Consider the following 16,679-nt stretch of genomic DNA (forward strand, 5'->3'; position numbering starts at 1 on the left):
CAGATATTTTGGCGGTTCGAGATCAGTATTGCGTGCCTCGAATGGCTCGAAACCCTATCGGGGCTTCATGAAAACTCAATCGCTAGAGCATTCGAAAATCTTGATTGGGCCGCGACATTTCGACCCACAGTGCAGTTTCGAGACAACCCAGAGGTCGAGGCGACCGGGGCCTCCTAAAGCTTGGGTTCCGAAAGCAGGAACTCGGCCTCGACCACCAGGGTCACCTGGTTGCCTATGGAGGGCATGGCCAAAAGCCCGAACTGGTTGCGATCGATCACGGCCTTGGCGTCGAAGCCGAGGCGATAGCCGGGCGCGCCCGAGCCGGGCCCCGCGCGATTGAACCTTACATCCAGCGTCACGGGTCGCGTCACGCCCAGGAACGTCAGGTCCCCGGTCACCTTGGCGTCGCGCTCTCCATACCGCTCGACGCGCGTCGACTTGAACGTCGCGCTCGGAAAGGCGGCGCTATTGAAGATGGATGCGCCCCGCAAGGTCTCGTCGAATTTCGGAAGCCCCGAAGCCGCCTTGGTCATGTCGATGCTGATATCGAGCTTGCTGGCTTCGGGATGCGCCACGTCCAGAACAAGCGACCCGGACACGTCCGTCAACATGGCCTGGAAGGTCGAAAATCCGTTGTGGCTGACGCTCCAAGCCACGCGCGTGTGGTTGGGATCGACTCGGTACTGTCCGGATCGCGCCTCGGCGGGGTTCACGCTCGCCTGAGCGGTCGGCGCCCGCGTCTGGGCTGGGGCAAGACCCGCCGCCCCCAGAAGGCAAACGCTTGAGATCGCCGCGAGACAGTATCTGAACACCCGAAGCCCTCCCGATGAATGGCCATTGGCTCGCCACCAAGACGCGGAAACGGTCGAACGCTCCGCTCGGCGAGAGCGCGCAAAGATCGCACTCCCGCGCCCCGTATCGTCAAGGGCCCAGGCCAGGCCCTCGAACGGGGCGAAGGCCACTCCCGTGGGGCCATCTGTCACGGCGACGCTTATCGCCCCCAAGGCACACGCTTGGCGGATCGACCCAAGCCGCCCGCGCCGAACACGACGCCGAGGCCACGTCGATAGAGAAGTAAAATCAATTACTTCCTCCAAACATGGGGACGGAAACAATCATGAAAAGGCATGGACTTCTCATCTCCGCGATCCTTGCGGGCGCGCTCGGAACGGCGTCCTCGGCGGCGGCGGACACCACCGACGCTCTGCTCGGCAAGCTGTTGGCCAAGGGCATTTTGACGCAGGCCGAGTACGATGAACTGATGCGTCGAAAGGCCGTCGACGAACCCGTCGCCTCCGCGTCGGCGCGAGCCCCCAACGCCGACGCGTCATCCGCCAGCGCCAAACCCGACGGGCGGGCGGACAGCTTCGTGCGCACCACCGATAGCGGCGTCGGCTTCCAGGCCGGCCCCGTCACCGTGAAGTTTTCCGGCTCGGTCAACGGGTTCTATGTCCACGACAGCGGCGCGACGGCTGGCCCTGGGTCAACCGTGGTCGGCGGCTTGGCCAGCCTTGGGCCCGACACGTCGTCGGTCCGTAACGGCCTTCTGCCAGGCTTCCTCAAGGTGGATGTGACCAGCGTCCAGAACGGCTTCGATGTCGGGGCCCACTTCGGCCTCTACCCCGGCATCAACAGCGTTTCCAACGTCGGCGGCGCCAATTCGGCGGGGTCGCCCACCGCGCTCTCCACCTCCGGCATCGACGCGCGCCAGACCTATCTGACCATCGGCCGCAAGGATCTGGGCGAGTTGAAGATCGGGCGCGATATCGGCCTGTTCGGCTCCGAAGCGATCTTGAACGATCTGAGCCTGTTGGGCGTCGGCACCGCGGCGGGCAACAGCGCGCCGAGCAACACCTCGATCGGGCGGATCGGCGTCGGCTACATCTACACCGACTTCCAACCGCAGATCACCTACACCTCACCGAAATTCGGCGGCTTGCAGATGGCGGTCGGCGTGTTCCAGCCCCTGACCACCGCCGGCGCCAGCGAGGCCAATTCCAGCCCGGGCTTCCAGGGCAAGCTCACCTACGCGTTCGGCGGCCAGGGCTTCAGCGGCCAGCTGTGGGCCAACGCCCTGACCCAGAAGCACGACGGCGTCAGCGGCTTTGGCGGCTACACCGGCTCGGCCTATGATCTGGGCGGCAAGCTGACGGCTGGGAAGGCGACCGTCACCGGCTACTACTACAATGGCTCCGGCGTCGGCACGACGGGGCTCTTCATCCTGGCCGCGACGGCCGACGGCCGCAAACGCGACAGCAGCGGCTACTACGTCCAAGGCGCGTACAAGGTCACCCGCAAGCTCTCGCTGGGCGCCAGCCATGGCGAAAGCCGGCTGCGCGCGGCGCGCGGGGAGGTGTTCCCGACGCTGGTCTCGAAGAACAGCTCGACCCTGTTCCATTCACAATACGCTCTGACGCCCTGGATCAATCTGGTCGGCGAATACACCAAAACCCGTTCGGAGGCCCAGAACGGCAACAGCGCGGAGTCGGACACCACGGCTCTGGGCGCGATCCTGTTCTTCTAGAGATAAGGATTGGCGGGAGGGGCGGCGTCGCGGACGCCCCTCCCGCCGACCATACCCAGAGCCGCGCGCGTCGAAATGGAATCGTTTTGACGCGATAACAGGTTTCTAAATCAAATACTTAGAGCGTGACGCTTCGTCGGAAAACGCTCTAACGCCCGAACTGATAGCGCACGCCGGCCCAGATCATTCTGGGCGCGCCAGGCGCATAGAAGGTGGCCGAGCGCACCGGACGCTCGCCACCGACGATCGGTCCGCTGAAGGGCCTGGCGATGAAGGCGCCCGTATCGGTGAAGCCCGTCGCGCGCAGTTGCGCCGCCGTCTCGTATCGCGCGTCGAAGACATTGGTCACTTGAACGAACAGCTTCACCGTCTTGGTCGGACGATAGTCCGCGCCCAGATTGAAGACCGCATAGCCCTTGGTCTTGCCCGCGCCGAGATAATAGACGCCATCCGGTCGGTGCGCGTTGTTCTCGTTGCCGCGGGCGTAGATGCCGCTCTGGGCGACCATATCGGCGCTGAGCGCCAGGGCGCTGGTCACGTCCCAGTCCAGCTGAGCCTTGAAGAGATGCTCGGGGATCAGCGGGATCCTGTCGCCCGGCGCGATCTGGATGTTGCCCGCGAAACCCGGGCCGATGTCGTTGGCGCTGTTGCCCGCCCCGCCCACGGTTTCCGCGGTGCGATAGGTGGCGCGCAGATAGGTGTAGTTCAGGCTGGCGGACACCGGCCCATGGCGTCCCTCCAGGCCCAGCTCGACGCCTTCCCGACGCGTGCGTCCGAAGTTCTTGAAATAGCCATAGCCGGCCGTGTCGTCGGCGACGAACAGGATGTCGTCGCGATTGTCGGCCCGGAAGGCGCTGATCGTCCAATGGACGCCCGACAACGCGCCGCGCGCGCCCAGCTCGGCCGTGCGTGTCCGAACCTGTTTCAACGGCGGATCGCCGGCCATGGCGTTGGGCAGCCGGCAGGGGTTGGCGGGATCGGCGCAGCCCAGCTCGATGACCGACGGCGCTCGTCCGCCCTGGCTCAGGTTCGCATAGGCCGTAAGGCTGGCGGAGGCTTTCCAGGTGAGCCCCAAGGCCGGATTGAGGCGTGAAAACCTCGGCGAGCCGTCCAGCGAACCGGGGCCGCCGCCCGGCGTGATGGCGTCGCGATCGCGCACATGGTCGACATCGTATCGCGCCGACAGCGTGGCCGACAGAACAGGGGTCAGTTGGAGGATGTCGGCGGCATAGGCGCCGAAGCTTCGTGTCCTGCCCGAAAGGTCGACGCGAGCGTCGAAGGCGTTTTCGGAATCCTGGGTTCCATCGGCGAAGGCGCCGGGGCCCGTGACGCCGATCACCCCACGGTCCGCGGTCAGATAGCCAAATTGCGACGACTGCAGAAAATGCGCTCGGCTTTCCCTGTAGCCGCCCCCCGCCACGAACATGTTGTCACGCCCGGCCAGGGTTCCTCGCCAGGCGGCCTGAACCGCGACGCCCCCTTCGCGCTGACGCGCGCCGGTGCGATTCAGCAGGCCGTTGCACTTCTCGTTGGGCTCGCTATTCAGCAACGCGTTGGCGATGCAGCGATACGAAGGAAACGGGGTGTTGGCCGCGTTCTCGCCGGAAACTGGAAACCCGGCGTAGCCGGCCGCCGCCAGCGCGGCGCGCTCGGCGGCGTTGGGCTGATAGACGCTCTCGGTCAGCGAGTCGTCGTTGATATCCCCATTGAGGGTGCGGGTGTGGATCTCGCGAAAATAGAGATTGCCCGACAGGACCAGCCCGTCGCTCGCGTCGTGATCGAAGGTCAGGTTGACCAGACGCGACAGGTTATGGGTGACATCGGGCTTGGTGTAGACGCTGGCTCTGTCGCGCGCCAGGAAGCGCTGCTCCTGCAGGCCGTTGCCGGTCAGATCGGTATTGGCGTAGGCGCCGGAAAGCGTCAGCCGGGTGTGATCCCCCGTCCAGCCAAGCTTGGCGAACCCTTGCGTGGCGTTGGACGGCGAGGCGTCGCGCCAGCCCTTGTCCTTGAACGCCGACGCGGTCGCATACCAGTCGAAAGCGCCGGACGCGCCGCCGATCTCGGCTTCGGCCAGACGTCGGTTGTAGGAGCCGTAACTCAGTTGAACCATGCCGCCAGGGTCGCGCCGGCCATCCTTGGTGCGGATCGAGATCGCGCCGCCCAAGGCGTTCAGCCCGAACAACGGATTGGAGCCCGGGACAAGCGCCATATCGGCGATAGCCTGGCGGGGGATCAGGTCCCAGCTGACGACCTCGCCGAAAGGTTGGTTCAAGCGAACGCCATCGACAAAGACCGACAGCCCCTGCGCCGTGCCCAGCAACGGAGAAGCGGTGAAGCCCCGGTAGTTCAGGTCCGGCTGCAGCGGATTGTTCTGGATATCGTTGACGTAAACCCCGCGCAGCTTGCGGATCATGAAGGCCGACAGGTCCAGCGCATGGCTTCGGTCGATATCCTCGCCCGTCGCGGTCTGCACGGGCGCGGCCACCCTGTCCGCGTCGACGCCGGCGCCGAGGGGCGTGACGCCCACCACCACGACGGGCGACACGGCCGCGGCGGCCCCGTTGTCCGCCGCCGCGGCGAAACCCGCTGGCAAGCTCAGGACGACGCCCCACAGAGGCGCGAGCCAGTGACGCGGCCGCATCGTTTGAATCCCTCCCCAATCGGCTTTGTAAACCTCGCGCCGCCGAGAGATCGCGTGAATCCGGTCGAGCGAGGTTTCTGCTGTTCTAGGTTTAGTTCTGGCTTGGAATTCGAACCTCGCAAGCGAAGACGCGGCCAAGCGGACGCGTCCAAAGGTCGCAAGCCCCGAACACGGCGCGCGAGAAAAGCCTCCGCCGACGCCATCGAGCTGGGCTTGGCCGCATTCCAGGTCCGCTCGCCCGCTCTAAAATATTTAATTATATCAATTATTTAATTCGATTCAGAGCCATCGCCTGCTCCAGTATGTCGCATGGCTAGCCCGCGTTTTGTGCCGTAAGCCGAACACAACGAAAAAGAGGTATTCGGTAATGATCGTCAGGGACAGGCCGGAAACTTTAGATGTTCTGCTGGCGATCCACGGTTCGATTATTCCGAAAATCGCGGCCCGCCTCGTCGCCCTGACCGCGATTTCCTTTCTGGCGATACTGCTCCACATCCAGTTCCCGCGACAGATGATCCATCTGAGCACGATGCCGTTCGCGCTGATCGGACTGTCGCTCTCGATCTTCATGAGCTTTCGAAACAACGCTTGTTACGATCGCTGGTGGGAGGCTCGAAAACTCTGGGGGCAACTGATCATCGCCTCGCGATCCTTCGCTCGGCAGACGGCGACGCTGGATAAGGAGACGCGCGAAGCCTTGCTGACCGGGGTCTGCGGGTTCACCCACGGCCTCACGGCGCGGTTGCGGGAAAGCGACGAAATCGCCGCCATCGCGCCCTGGGTCCAACATCGCGCGTGGCGGGCGGCGCCCAATCCGACCGACGCCGTCCTGGCCGAGGTCGGCGCCGAATGTCTGCGCTTAGCCGCCAGCAAGACGATCTCGGATATTCACTACTCGGTGCTCGAAACCAAACTGTCCGAGCTCAGCGTCGTGCAGGCCGCCTGCGAGCGGATCAAGACCACGCCGCTGCCCTTCGCCTACTCGCTGCTCCTGCATCGCACCGCGCTTCTGTTTTGCGTTCTCCTGCCGTTCGGCCTCGCGCCGACGCTGGGATGGTGGACCCCTTTGCTGGTCGTGATCGTCAGCTACACCTTTTTCGGTCTCGACGCGCTTGGGGATCAGCTGGAGGATCCCTTTGGCCATGACGACAATGATCTGCCGCTCGACGCCATGGCCCGCATGGTGGAGCGCGAACTGTTGTTCTCCCTCGGCCGCGAAGACCTGCCGCCGCCCATCACGCCCGAACGCTACCGGCTGACCTGACCCGGACGGGCGACGGCCGTCCGCGATCGACGGCGCTTGCATCGCGAGTCAGATCCACCGTCCGCCCGAAGGAGGCCAACCCGTTTCATTTGTGGCGACTGCCCTCCACAATTGACCTTCATCCAACACACGCCGCACCACCTCGGCTCGACTGTGCGCTATCAGACGGGCATTCTTATGCACGTTCATCCGATCCTCTCCTGAGGTTCTGTAGCTTCGCAACCACAGCTTCTCGGGTCCGGACCGGATGGACAACCTATTGAGAGCGCACATCTAGGTCGCCAAGTCTGGCGACCTTTCGGAGAGCACGCTCTCCCCCGCCCGGCCGCTGGTGGCCTGGAACAGGGGCTTCCTTTAGCGTCCCGCGGGAGCGCGGGACAGTTCGACCGAAGCGATGCGCCAATCGCTGTCTTTGGCGCGTTTCCAAAGGCTGGACATTCGGTTCGAAATCGGGAACGCCGACAGCGAAGCTGTTCAGCGCGCCGCGGCGGGATCACTGAGGCTGCCCTGCCCGCACTCGACGTGTCCCGCCAAACGATAGCTAAGCCCCGCTGTATTGATCGTCAGGTCGTACCACCGAGCGCTCTGCCTGAGGTCAAAAAGACGAGCGAGCCTCGCGCCGGGCCCCATCGAAATGCTCCGTGACTTGGGCGCGTAGTGATCGTGAACAGCCAGGTCCAAACGGTGCGCCGTCCGGTTCCTCAAATCCAGCCTCACCCCGCCGTCCGCCGACGTCCGCAGACGCACCTCAAGCCCGTCGTCGTCACCGCCCTCAAACGCGCGATAGAAGCTGGCCGGCCCGTGCACGACGAGCTCATAGCGCCCGTCGATCGCCTTCCACCGATCCGAAAGTGACCGACCGGCCCCAACCGTGAACCGCCGAGGCGGCGTCTCGGGCGCAAGTCGATCATTCACGTAAAAGCTGGCCCCCGCCTTGCCGGCGTTACGGAAGGTCAGGACGACACCCTCCTCTTCCGACTTCAGGTCCACCGCCAGATCGTAAGGCAAAGGCCGCCAGGGACGCTGACCTGGTTCCGCGACCGGCTGGGGCGGACTGGCGGGGACGACTGGTTTGGGCCGCTTGCCCACCACCGCCTTGTAGGCGTTGAAGGCGGCCTGGTTCGGCAAGGCCAGATCGGCGCTGATCGTCGCGAGGCGGCGTGGCGGCTCGCCGTTTGGGGTCTTGAAGTCGAAGGCGCTGGTCAGGTCACCGCAAACCGCGCGCCGCCAGGCGCTGATGTTGGGCTCGTGGACGCCGAACCGCGCCTCCAGGAAACGGATCACCGAGGTATGGTCGAAAACCTCCGAACATACCCAGCCGCCCCGGCTCCAGGGCGAGATGACCAACATCGGCACCCGCATGCCCAGGCCGTAGGGTTGCCCGGTCGCCGGATGGCGCTCGTCGTCGGTCGCCACGGTGCTGCGCCCCTCGGCGCGGCTGAACGGCGGAACGGGCGGAACCACGTGGTCAAAGAAGCCGTCGTTCTCATCGTACATGACCAGGAACACCGTCTTGCTCCAGACGTCCGGGTTCGAGGTCAGGGCGTCGAGGATCCGCGCCAGATATTCGACGCCGTAGGCCGGCGGCCAGTTGGGATGCTCGCAGAAGATCCGGGGCGGGGTGATCCACGAGACCTGGGCCAGGCGGTCGTTCTGGACGTCGGCCTTCAGCTGCTCCAGCCGCCGAGGCTCGACGCCGGCCTGATACAGCGGATCGCCGGGGCGGGCGGTGTGGAACCGTTCGAACGCCATCAGCGTGTTCATGCCGCCGTCGCTGTCGTCGTCGCTGGCCAGGTCCGCCCCCTGCCGATACAGGCGCCACGACACCCCGGCGTCCTGCAGGCGCTCGGCATAGGTCCGCCATTCGGGACCGAAGACGATGCCGTCGGGCTTCTGGGTGATGTCGATGTTGGCGATCACGGGACCGCCGCCCTTGCCGTGATGGTCGACACAGCCCGTCATCAGATAGAGGCGATTGGGGCAGGTCGGCCCCTGTAGCGAGGAGAAATAGGCGTCGCAGACGGTGAAGGCGTCCGCCAGGGCGAAGTGATAGGGGATGTCCGGGCGGGCCAGATAGCCCATGGTCAGGGGGCCCTTGGCCGGAATCCAGTTGTCGTAGCGCCCCGCGTTCCAAGCCGCGTGGCCGGTCGCCCAGTCGTGGTGGAGGCTCTTCATCACCGGGAAGTTCGTGCCCTCGGCGTCGAAGCGGAACGGCGTGACCACCCCGCCCTTTCCGTCGGGTTGGCGCCAGACCGGGTCGCCATTCGGCAGGGTCCAGGGCCGCCGATCGGCGAAGCCGCGCACGCCCGACAGCGTCCCGAAGTAGTGATCGAACGAGCGGTTCTCCTGCATGAAGATCACCACGTGCTCGACGTCGCGGATCGTGCCGGTGCGATGGGCGGCCGGCGTCTCCATGGCTCGCGCCAGAGCGCCGGGCCACAGCTCGGCGGTCGCCGTCAGGCCCAGCGCCCCGGCCAGGAAGGCCCGCCGCGACGCCTCGTCTCGATGGTCGGTCATGACGCCCGCCTCAATAGCGATACTTGAAGCCGGCGAAGTAGCTCCTGCCGCCGCCGACGCTGTTGTAGATGGCGTTGGTGACGCCCGTGGTCATGGTCGTGTAGCTGTCGGTCAGGTTCCGAGCCTCGAACGTCAGCTGCAGGTCGCGCCGCACCCGCCAGTTGGCCTGCAGGTCCAGTTGGTCGCTGGCCTTGATCCACTGGTCGCCGGCGGGCGTGGTCCCGAACGTCGTGGTGAAGGCCCGGCCGCGGACGCGATAGTCCAGGTGCAGGTCCAGCCGTCCGAGGTCGTAGCTGAGGCCGACATTGCCCATGTACTTGGGCTGGTTGCGCAGCGAGTTGATGCTGCGGACCGTCCCGTCGGTGAGGACCACCGACCAGCGGCTGTCCAGCCAGGTGTAGTTGGCGGTGAGGCCGAGGCGCTTTAGCGGGCCCGGCAGGAACTCCAGCCGCCGCTTGGCGAACGACGCCTCGACCCCCGTCACCCAGGCGCTGCCGCTGTTCAGGGGCGTGGTCCGCGTCAGGATCACGGCGCCGCTGGCGTCCAGCGTCACGGTCTTCTCGTTGAAGGTCTCGTGGTCGAGATCCTTGTGGAACGCCGCCAGCGAGACGTAGCCGTCCTTCAGATAGTATTCGAGGCTGGCGTCGTAGTTGGTCGACAGGCGCGGGCCCAGTTGCGCGTTCGAGCCGCTGATCACCGGATTGCCGTTGGCGTCCACGCCCACCGTCCGGCCCGGCGCGATATCGGCGAAGTCTGGTCGGCCGATCGTCTTGGTGAAGGCCAGCTTCAGCTTCAGGCGCGGCGTCAGGTCATAGCTGCCCTGGATGTTGGGCATCCAATTGCCATAGCGGTTCGTGCGATGCGACGGGGTGGAGACTCCGCCTACCGTGTCGCCGGTGTCGTCCACGTCGTGCGTCGTCTCGTAGCGAACGCCGGCGATCACCCGATAGCGATCGCCGCTGAGATAGGCCTCGGCGTGGCCGGCCGCGACGTCCTCGACCAGGGCGTAGTCCGACGCCGGGGCGAGGTCGGTCGTCTTGATCCCGTTAGCGTAGACATAGGTCCAGAACCGGTCCCAGTTCATTTTGATCGCGGCGTTGCCGGCCATGGTCGCGCCGGGATCGATCACGTCCGACAGGCGCAGCGTCGTTCCCTTGGGCAACAGATAGTTGTCCTGGTTCTGGTCGTAGCGCCGATCCAGCCGCGTCCAGCTGGCGCCGGCGGCAAAGCCGAACCCACGAGCGTCGGCGAAGGTGTTCTGGCTGTAGTCGACCCTGAGCGCCGTGACCTTGTCCCTCAGGTCCTGGTCGCGAACATAGGACGCCGTGGTGTTGCGGTTGACCCAGTTGGTCGGGTCGGCGTAGGCGGCCGGGTTGTCGTAGCGGATCGTCGGCAGGTCGCCGTTCAGGTCGTAGTGGCCCGACAGGTTGCTGAACTGAAACGTCTCCGGGTAACGGGTGATCAGGTCGTTTCGGAAGTCCGTATAGTTGCCCCGCACCGTCAGGACGCCGCCGGCGCCGATCTGGTAGTCCACCCCGCCGCCCAGCATCTTGGCCTTGCGGTTGCCGTCGTAGTCGTACTCCTTGGTCTGGCCGACCGCCTTGTTGAAGTCGGCCGCGCCGTCGCTGAAGTTCGTCGTGCGCCCGTTGGTCTGGTAGATGTAAGTGCCTTCACGTTGCAGATACTGGCGGCGCTTGTCGTCGATCACCGTCCCCGACAGGAAAGCGTAGAGGCCGTCGTTCTTGCGCAGCTCGACCTTAGCGTAGCCGACCAGGTTCTTGACGTCCTTGTCGTAGGCGCTGTCGGCATAGACGTTGCTGTTGTTGACCAGGTCGGCGCCGTTCACCTGCGTATAGGCGTCCACCCCGCCGTACTTGTCGGCGTTGCGCATTCGCTGGGCGTTGAAACCGACGACCACGCCGTACTGGCGATCGGGGCCGAAGGTGGCCTTGCCCGCGCCGTACAGGCGCATCGACGGCCCCGAGGCGACGGCGCCCTCCTGGTCGAAACGGCCGACGCGCCCGCCCAGCGACAGATAGGGCCGGCCGCCGCCGTCGAACGCCCGCAGGGTGCGCAGCGAGATGTGCCCGCCGACCGAATTGCCGTCCTGATCGGGCGTCACGGTCTTGTAGACGCTAGTTTCCTTGACCATCGAGGATGGAAAGACGCCGATCTGGGCCCCGCGGTTGTTCTGGCTGCTGAACCAGATCGGATTGCCGTCGATGTCGATGCTGTTGTAGCGGGAATCGAAAGCCCGGATCGAGACATAGCCGCCGTCGCTGGTGCCGTAGTACTTGTCGGCGCTGACGCCGACCACGCGGTCCAAGGCCTCGGGCAGCGTGGTGTCGGGCGTGTTTTCGATGTCGGCGACGGTCACCGAATCCGAAATTCCCGAGGTGAAGCGCTTGATCTGGTCGCGCGGCGTCTCGACGGAGCGGCGGCCGATCACCACGACACCGCCGATGTCGGCGACATCTTCGCCCGATCGGGCGTCGGCGCCCAGCGTCGCCAGGGCGCGGATGATGAAGCCGCCGGTCGCGGAGCCCTCGAAGGTCAGTCCCGAGCCGGCCAGCAGCCGGCGCAGGGCTTCCTCGTTCAGGTACTGGCCCTTCAGCGGCGGCGCGTTCTTGCCGCGCACCAGCTTGGGATCGAACACGATGTCCTTGCCGCTCTGCAGGGCGAAGGCGCGGAGGGCCGGGCCCAGCGGCTGCTGCGCGATCTCGAAGGCGCGCGCCTGGACCTGGGCGTGGGCGGAAGGCGCCGACAGACCGACGGCGAAAGCCGAGACGCCCGCCAGGGCGGCGGACAAGAATTTGTACTGCATGATCATCCCCGTCTCCGGCCTTTGCCGGCAGCTGGGAAGACGCAGTCCGACGAACCTACCCCTGGAAACTCACCGTGAATTTTTGACGACAGCCGGGGCGTCGGCGGGGCTCGCCGACGGGACCATGGCCAGGACGATCTGCTCGCCATCGTCCTTCACCACCTTGATGGGAAAGGCGCGGACGACGTCGCTGACCACGTCGCGAGGCCGCCCGGTATGGAAGACGCCGCTGATGCGGATATCGGCGAGCCGCGGATCAGACAGGACGATGCGCGGACCGCCATAGCGATTCAGTTCGGCGGCGGCGTCCTCCAGCCGGGTTTCGTCCAGCACCACGCGGCCGTAACGCCAGGCGCTGGATTGGACGACATTGGCCGGCTGCACGACAGGCGGGGTCCGATCGGCGAGATCCAGCGCCTCGCCGGCGGTCATGTAGAGCAAAGGCTTTGGCGGCGTCGACGCCGCGCGCGTAGGCAGTAGTGGTTTGTCGGCCGGCTGCTCCACGCCGCGGAAGATGGCCAGCCGCCCCTCCTCCAGCACCACCTCGGCGCGGTCTCCCATCCGCCGGACCTCGAACGCCGTGCCGACGGCGCGGACCTCGTCGTGACCGACGAACACGCGGAACGGGCGGTGACTGTCCTTGGCCACGCGGAAATAAGCCTGTCCCCGCTCAAGATAGACCCGTCGCTCGCCCTGACTGAACCGGGCGCTGACCTTGGAGTCGGTGTTCATCAGCAGGGTCGAGCCATCGCTGAGCGAGATGGTGCGCAGCTCGCCCGGTACGGTGGCATAGTGTTGCGACAGCCGAAGACCGCCCGACACGAAAACGACCAGCGCCGCGGCGACGGCCACCCCTCCGATCGACACGCCCCATTTCGCCACCCGCCGACCAAAGCCGGACCACAACGGCGAGAACTGCAGGATTTCCCGCGCCTCCCGGTCATCGCCCCAGGCCGCCACGGAGTCCCAGATCGCCACGTGGGCCGAGAAGGCCTCGACATTGGCCGCGTCGGCGTCGAGCCAGGCGCGGAACGCCTCTTGGTCGCTCTGCGTGCGCTGATCCGAGTGCAGACGCACGACCCAGGCCGCCGCTTCCCCTTCTGTGCGCTCAGCGTCGGTCATTATCGGGCAGCCGTTGACGAAGGTGACTTAAGGCCTTGCTCATCTCGCGTTCGATGACCTTAACGTTGACGGCGTACCGCGCGGCCAGCTGGGTATAGGTCAGCCCGTCCAGCCTGTTCAGCAGAAAGATATTGCGGGTTCGCTCGGGCAGTTCGCGCAGCGCCTTGGCGGCCTGCTCCAGCGCCTCGCGGCCCTCCAGGATCCGCGACGGCGAGCCCTCGGAGCTGACTAGCTGTAGGTCGGCGATCGGATCGTGCATGCCCTCGAAGCGGACGCTGGCCCGCCGGGCGCGATCGATCAGAACGTGGCGCGCGACCTTGAACAGATAGGCCTCGGAGTTCTCGACACCAGGATCGGCGACGCGAGCCAGGCGCATGAAGACGTCCTGCACACAGTCCTCGGCCGCCTCTGGCGTCAGCGAACGTCGGGCGAAGAACCGCAGAAGCGGCTGGCGATAGGACAGCGCCAAGCTCGCCAGCGAGGCCGGATCGACCGCGGCCAGACGCCCTCCCCGCCTCACAACCCGCCCTCCGTCACGTCACCTCTCTCGGCGCCCCGCCGCAAATGGACGCACCCAAGGTATGAAGACGCAGCGTGACGAAAATTCCCCCGCCCCGGTTTGAAACTATTCGTTGATCGCCGCCGCGCCCCTGCCGACGCTGCGCCCCGATCGCGCCCGTCGCCGCCGTTGGGACCGCTCTGGGAACCGCCCTTCCAGCACTTGTTCGGGAAGGCTAACACTGGGCGAAGGCGCTCTTGCCGTGCGGCCCGACTTGCCCCACGGCTCGGCGAGAGATGAACCTCGGGGGCTCGATGAAACGTCTGTGGGCGGTCGCAACGGCGATCATGGCTCTGATGGCCGGGAATGAGGCAAGCTGGGCGACGGAACTCAATCCCGCCTGTCGCGCGCCAGGTCGGCCCGTCAGCGAACAGGGCTTCGTCCAGATCGGCGGCATCCGGCAATGGGTCACGGTGGACGGCCAGGATTGCGCCAATCCGGTGGTGCTGATCGTTCACGGCGGCCCCGGCAACCCCAACACCCCCTTCGCCCACAACCTATTCGGCGGCTGGGCCAAGGACTTTACCGTCGTCCAATGGGATCAACGCGGCGCGGGAAAGACTTACGGCGAGAACAAGCCCGCCGAGGATGAGCCCTTGACGATGGCGCGGCTGACCGAAGACGGGGTCGAGATGGCGCGCTACGCGGCGCAGCGCTTTGGCAAGCGCCAAGTGATCCTGATGGGCGGCTCTTGGGGATCGGCCCTGGCCGTCAACATCGCCATGGCGCGGCCAGAGCTGTTCAGCGCCTACATCGGCACGGCCCAGCTGGTAAACTATCAACTGGACATGCAGACCAGCTACGCCAAGACCCTGGCGTTGGCGAAGGCTGCGGGCGATTCCGAATCCCTTGCTAAGCTGCAGCCGTTGGGCCCGCCGCCTTGGACGGATCCTCGCGCCTTTGGGATCCTGCGCCGCATCACTCGAAAGTACGAGGCTCAGGGCGCCGAGGCGCCGCCCAAGGACTGGTTCGCTTTCGGTCCCGGCTACGACACCCCTGCTTACGAGGCCGACTACACAGCGGGCGAGGACTACTCCTTCCTGAACTTTGTCGGCTTGCACGGCGATGGCATGGGGCCGCGGATCGATCTGCGAAAGCTGGGGACAAGGTTCGCCATGCCAATCTGGATTCTGCAGGGAGAGGCCGACCTCGTGACGCCTCCCGACGTCTCCAAGCCGTACTTCAACGCAATTGAGGCGCCGCAGAAGACCTGGGTTCTCTTGCCGCGCACGGGGCACGATCCGAACCGGATCATGATCGACGGGCAGCTGGCGGCGCTGAAGGCGGCGGCGGGGACCCGCTAGCTAGGCATACCGCTTCTGCAAGGCAGTAGGAGAGCGACGATGTCGATTTTGGAACAGGGCTTCCTCTCGCCCGACATTGGCCGGTTCATTCGCGAGCATCGGCACACGAATGCGGAAGCCTTCGAACTCGCCGAGGGCCTTAACAAGACCGCCCAGAAATTGATGGCAGCCGCCAGAGTGAAGATAGAGAGTAAGAGCTATAGCGAGAAGAACCTCGCTCAGCTCCTCTTTGTGCGAACTCTATCAAACTTTCAGGGTGCCATTTTGATGGCCGAACGCGGCGCTGTAGTCGAGGCAAGAACGCTGGCTCGGACATGCCTAGAGACAGTCTTCGCCCTCGGAGCCGCCGTGAAAATGGACCAGACCTTCGTCCATAAAATGATTGCCAATGACATGGGTTCGCGGAGAACGAAAGCCTATTGGCTACTTGAGCGGTCGAACCAAGATGAGTTCTTGGCACCAGAGTCGCAGGCTGAACTGCGGGGTTTTCTCGACAAGCTTCAGTCAGAGAATACCCCGACCGGCGGATTTCCAGCTGAAGATATGGCGCGCCGTGGAGGACTACACGATCTCTATATTTTCTTCCGCCAGCTGTCATCGGACGCTGCCCATCCCATGCTTGATGCCTTGAACCGATATGTCGACGACAGACAAGGTGGCGTCGGCGCGGATATTATGTGGGGTCCTGACTGCAGCTCGGCGGAGATTGGGCCAACGATCGAATTGGCCTGCTGCTTCCTTTTGGCCGGAACTGTTGCCTTCAAAGAGATCGCAAACGCCACCGATTTCGATGACATGCTTGAGGCGCACTGGTTAGCCTACAAGAAGCTCATCGGCGACCCAGAAGCCTAGACTAACCAACTGATGGCAACTTCCGAGTCATCAAAGCCTCCAACCAAGCGCGTATAGTCCGCAAAACTGCGGGCACCAAAAATCCCAATAACCCGTTGATTTCATTGAAGATGCGTGGCGGTGAGAGAGGGATTCGAACCCTCGATAGAGTTTCCCCTATACACGCGTTCCAGGCGTGCGCCTTCAACCACTCGGCCACCTCACCAGCGCATTCGGGTCGGGGGTGGTTGAGACCCCCGGCGCGGGAAGGCGCGCAATATACTCAGGGGCCGGCCGGTAGCAAGCGCGTTCCCGACGAAAGACGCGATACGGGCCGTCCCGGGGGCCGAAGGCGGCCGAGCGGGCGGTCGCGGGGGCCTATTCCCGCCCGGCCCGGGGGCCGGCGAGCCCGTTCAGGGCCATCGATTCGATGGCGCCCAGCAGCCGCTCGTTGGTCAGGCCCGGCGTGCCCGGGGCCCACTTGGTGAGCCAGATCAACATGCCCAGGATCAGCTGGACCACCAGTTCCGGTTCGCACGGCGCCAGCGAGCCGTCGGCCATGCCCTCCTCCAAAAAGCGCTCCAGGCGCTTGGAGAGACGCGCCGCCCAGGTCTCGATGGCCTGGCGCTGGTCGGGGTCGAGATAGGAGTTGTCGCCGAAATACAGCTGCGGCCCGTTGTCGACCGCGTCATCGAGCAAGGCCCGCAGGAAGCGGCGCAGCTTGCAGAGCCCCGTGCCGCCGTCGGCGTCGACGCGCAGGAGGAGCGCTTCGAACCGCTCCAGGGAACGCTGGTGGCCGGCATAGGCCAGGGCCTGCTTGTTGGGGAAGTAGTAGTAGAGCGCGGCGTCCTTCAGATCGAGGGCGGCGGCGATGTCGGTCATGGTCGCGGCGGCGAAGCCCCTGGCGTTGATGATCTCGATCGCGGCCCGCAGGATCGCCTCGCGTTTCCTGACCGACTTCTCGCTCTGCGCCAACGGCCTGACGTCGTCCGTCAGGGCCGAGGGGTCGGCACCCTTCGCCAATCGCGCTCTCTCCTCCGCGCGGCGCGCTCGATTCTGTCGTCGAGCGAACGCCGAAATGTGACGCTGATCC

11 protein-coding genes and 1 tRNA gene are annotated in these 16,679 nt (G+C 65.3%); 4 read left to right on the forward strand and 8 right to left on the reverse strand.

Features of this window, described 5'->3' with window-relative positions:
- Positions 1-173: 173 nt before the first annotated feature.
- The gene (locus tag FCU40_RS12235) at positions 174-713 is read right to left on the reverse strand and encodes a YceI family protein (RefSeq protein ID WP_168075267.1); all 540 of its coding nucleotides are present in this window, start codon (positions 711-713) and stop codon (positions 174-176) included.
- Between the two features lie 404 nt (positions 714-1,117).
- On the opposite strand from FCU40_RS12235, the gene FCU40_RS12240 reads away from it, so the two are divergent.
- A complete protein-coding gene (locus tag FCU40_RS12240) occupies positions 1,118-2,524 on the forward strand; it encodes a porin (protein ID WP_168075269.1) in 1,407 nt (468 codons plus the stop codon).
- Positions 2,525-2,672: 148 nt separating this feature from the next.
- On the opposite strand, the gene FCU40_RS12245 is transcribed toward FCU40_RS12240, so the two are convergent.
- Entirely contained in the window at positions 2,673-5,165 is a 2,493-nt protein-coding gene (locus FCU40_RS12245; RefSeq protein ID WP_168075271.1) for a TonB-dependent receptor, read from the reverse strand.
- Between the two features lie 367 nt (positions 5,166-5,532).
- Here FCU40_RS12245 and FCU40_RS12250 point away from each other — a divergent pair, with 367 nt between their 5' ends.
- Complete coding sequence (locus tag FCU40_RS12250; protein WP_004622669.1) at positions 5,533-6,429, forward strand: bestrophin family protein; 897 nt, start codon at positions 5,533-5,535, stop codon at positions 6,427-6,429.
- A gap of 474 nt (positions 6,430-6,903) precedes the next feature.
- Here the strand turns inward: FCU40_RS12250 and FCU40_RS12260 are convergent, their stop codons facing one another.
- From FCU40_RS12260 to FCU40_RS12275, 4 genes are all read right to left on the reverse strand, one after another.
- On the reverse strand, positions 6,904-8,946 hold the full coding sequence (locus tag FCU40_RS12260) for a phospholipase C, phosphocholine-specific (RefSeq protein WP_168075275.1): 2,043 nt from the start codon (positions 8,944-8,946) through the stop codon (positions 6,904-6,906).
- Between the two features lie 10 nt (positions 8,947-8,956).
- Positions 8,957-11,770 (reverse strand): TonB-dependent receptor, encoded by a 2,814-nt coding sequence (locus tag FCU40_RS12265; RefSeq protein ID WP_168075277.1) that lies wholly within the window; start codon positions 11,768-11,770, stop codon positions 8,957-8,959.
- A gap of 69 nt (positions 11,771-11,839) precedes the next feature.
- Entirely contained in the window at positions 11,840-12,892 is a 1,053-nt protein-coding gene (locus tag FCU40_RS12270; protein ID WP_168075279.1) for a FecR domain-containing protein, read from the reverse strand.
- Positions 12,879-13,412: a sigma-70 family RNA polymerase sigma factor gene (locus FCU40_RS12275; RefSeq protein ID WP_004622675.1), complete on the reverse strand. Its 534-nt coding sequence runs from the start codon at positions 13,410-13,412 to the stop codon at positions 12,879-12,881. The genes FCU40_RS12270 and FCU40_RS12275 overlap by 14 nt, the downstream gene beginning before the upstream one ends.
- Positions 13,413-13,705: 293 nt before the next feature.
- Here FCU40_RS12275 and FCU40_RS12280 point away from each other — a divergent pair, with 293 nt between their 5' ends.
- The gene (locus tag FCU40_RS12280) at positions 13,706-14,755 is read left to right on the forward strand and encodes an alpha/beta hydrolase (RefSeq protein WP_175582078.1); all 1,050 of its coding nucleotides are present in this window, start codon (positions 13,706-13,708) and stop codon (positions 14,753-14,755) included.
- Positions 14,756-14,794: 39 nt separating this feature from the next.
- On the forward strand, positions 14,795-15,607 hold the full coding sequence (locus FCU40_RS12285; RefSeq protein WP_168075281.1) for a DUF5677 domain-containing protein: 813 nt from the start codon (positions 14,795-14,797) through the stop codon (positions 15,605-15,607).
- A 115-nt stretch (positions 15,608-15,722) separates the two neighbouring features.
- Here FCU40_RS12285 and FCU40_RS12290 read toward each other — a convergent pair.
- Positions 15,723-15,812, reverse strand: a tRNA-Ser gene (locus tag FCU40_RS12290).
- Positions 15,813-15,964: 152 nt separating this feature from the next.
- Complete coding sequence (locus FCU40_RS12295; protein ID WP_168075283.1) at positions 15,965-16,609, reverse strand: TetR/AcrR family transcriptional regulator; 645 nt, start codon at positions 16,607-16,609, stop codon at positions 15,965-15,967.
- Between the last annotated feature and the right edge of the window lie 70 nt (positions 16,610-16,679).

Source organism: Caulobacter sp. SSI4214 (assembly GCF_012184455.1).
In the GTDB taxonomy this organism is placed as follows: Bacteria; Pseudomonadota; Alphaproteobacteria; order Caulobacterales; family Caulobacteraceae; genus Caulobacter; species Caulobacter vibrioides_E.

Bases quoted from the DNA above. Each gene is read 5' to 3' on its own strand.
- FCU40_RS12280 (WP_175582078.1), top strand. From the start codon at position 13,706: ATGAAACGTCTGTGGGCGGTCGCAACGGCGATCATGGCTCTGATGGCC.
- FCU40_RS12240 (WP_168075269.1), top strand. From the start codon at position 1,118: ATGAAAAGGCATGGACTTCTCATCTCCGCGATCCTTGCGGGCGCGCTC.
- FCU40_RS12250 (WP_004622669.1), top strand. From the start codon at position 5,533: ATGATCGTCAGGGACAGGCCGGAAACTTTAGATGTTCTGCTGGCGATC.
- FCU40_RS12265 (WP_168075277.1), bottom strand. From the start codon at position 11,770: ATGCAGTACAAATTCTTGTCCGCCGCCCTGGCGGGCGTCTCGGCTTTC.
- FCU40_RS12285 (WP_168075281.1), top strand. From the start codon at position 14,795: ATGTCGATTTTGGAACAGGGCTTCCTCTCGCCCGACATTGGCCGGTTC.
- FCU40_RS12245 (WP_168075271.1), bottom strand. From the start codon at position 5,165: ATGCGGCCGCGTCACTGGCTCGCGCCTCTGTGGGGCGTCGTCCTGAGC.
- FCU40_RS12270 (WP_168075279.1), bottom strand. From the start codon at position 12,892: ATGACCGACGCTGAGCGCACAGAAGGGGAAGCGGCGGCCTGGGTCGTG.
- FCU40_RS12260 (WP_168075275.1), bottom strand. From the start codon at position 8,946: ATGACCGACCATCGAGACGAGGCGTCGCGGCGGGCCTTCCTGGCCGGG.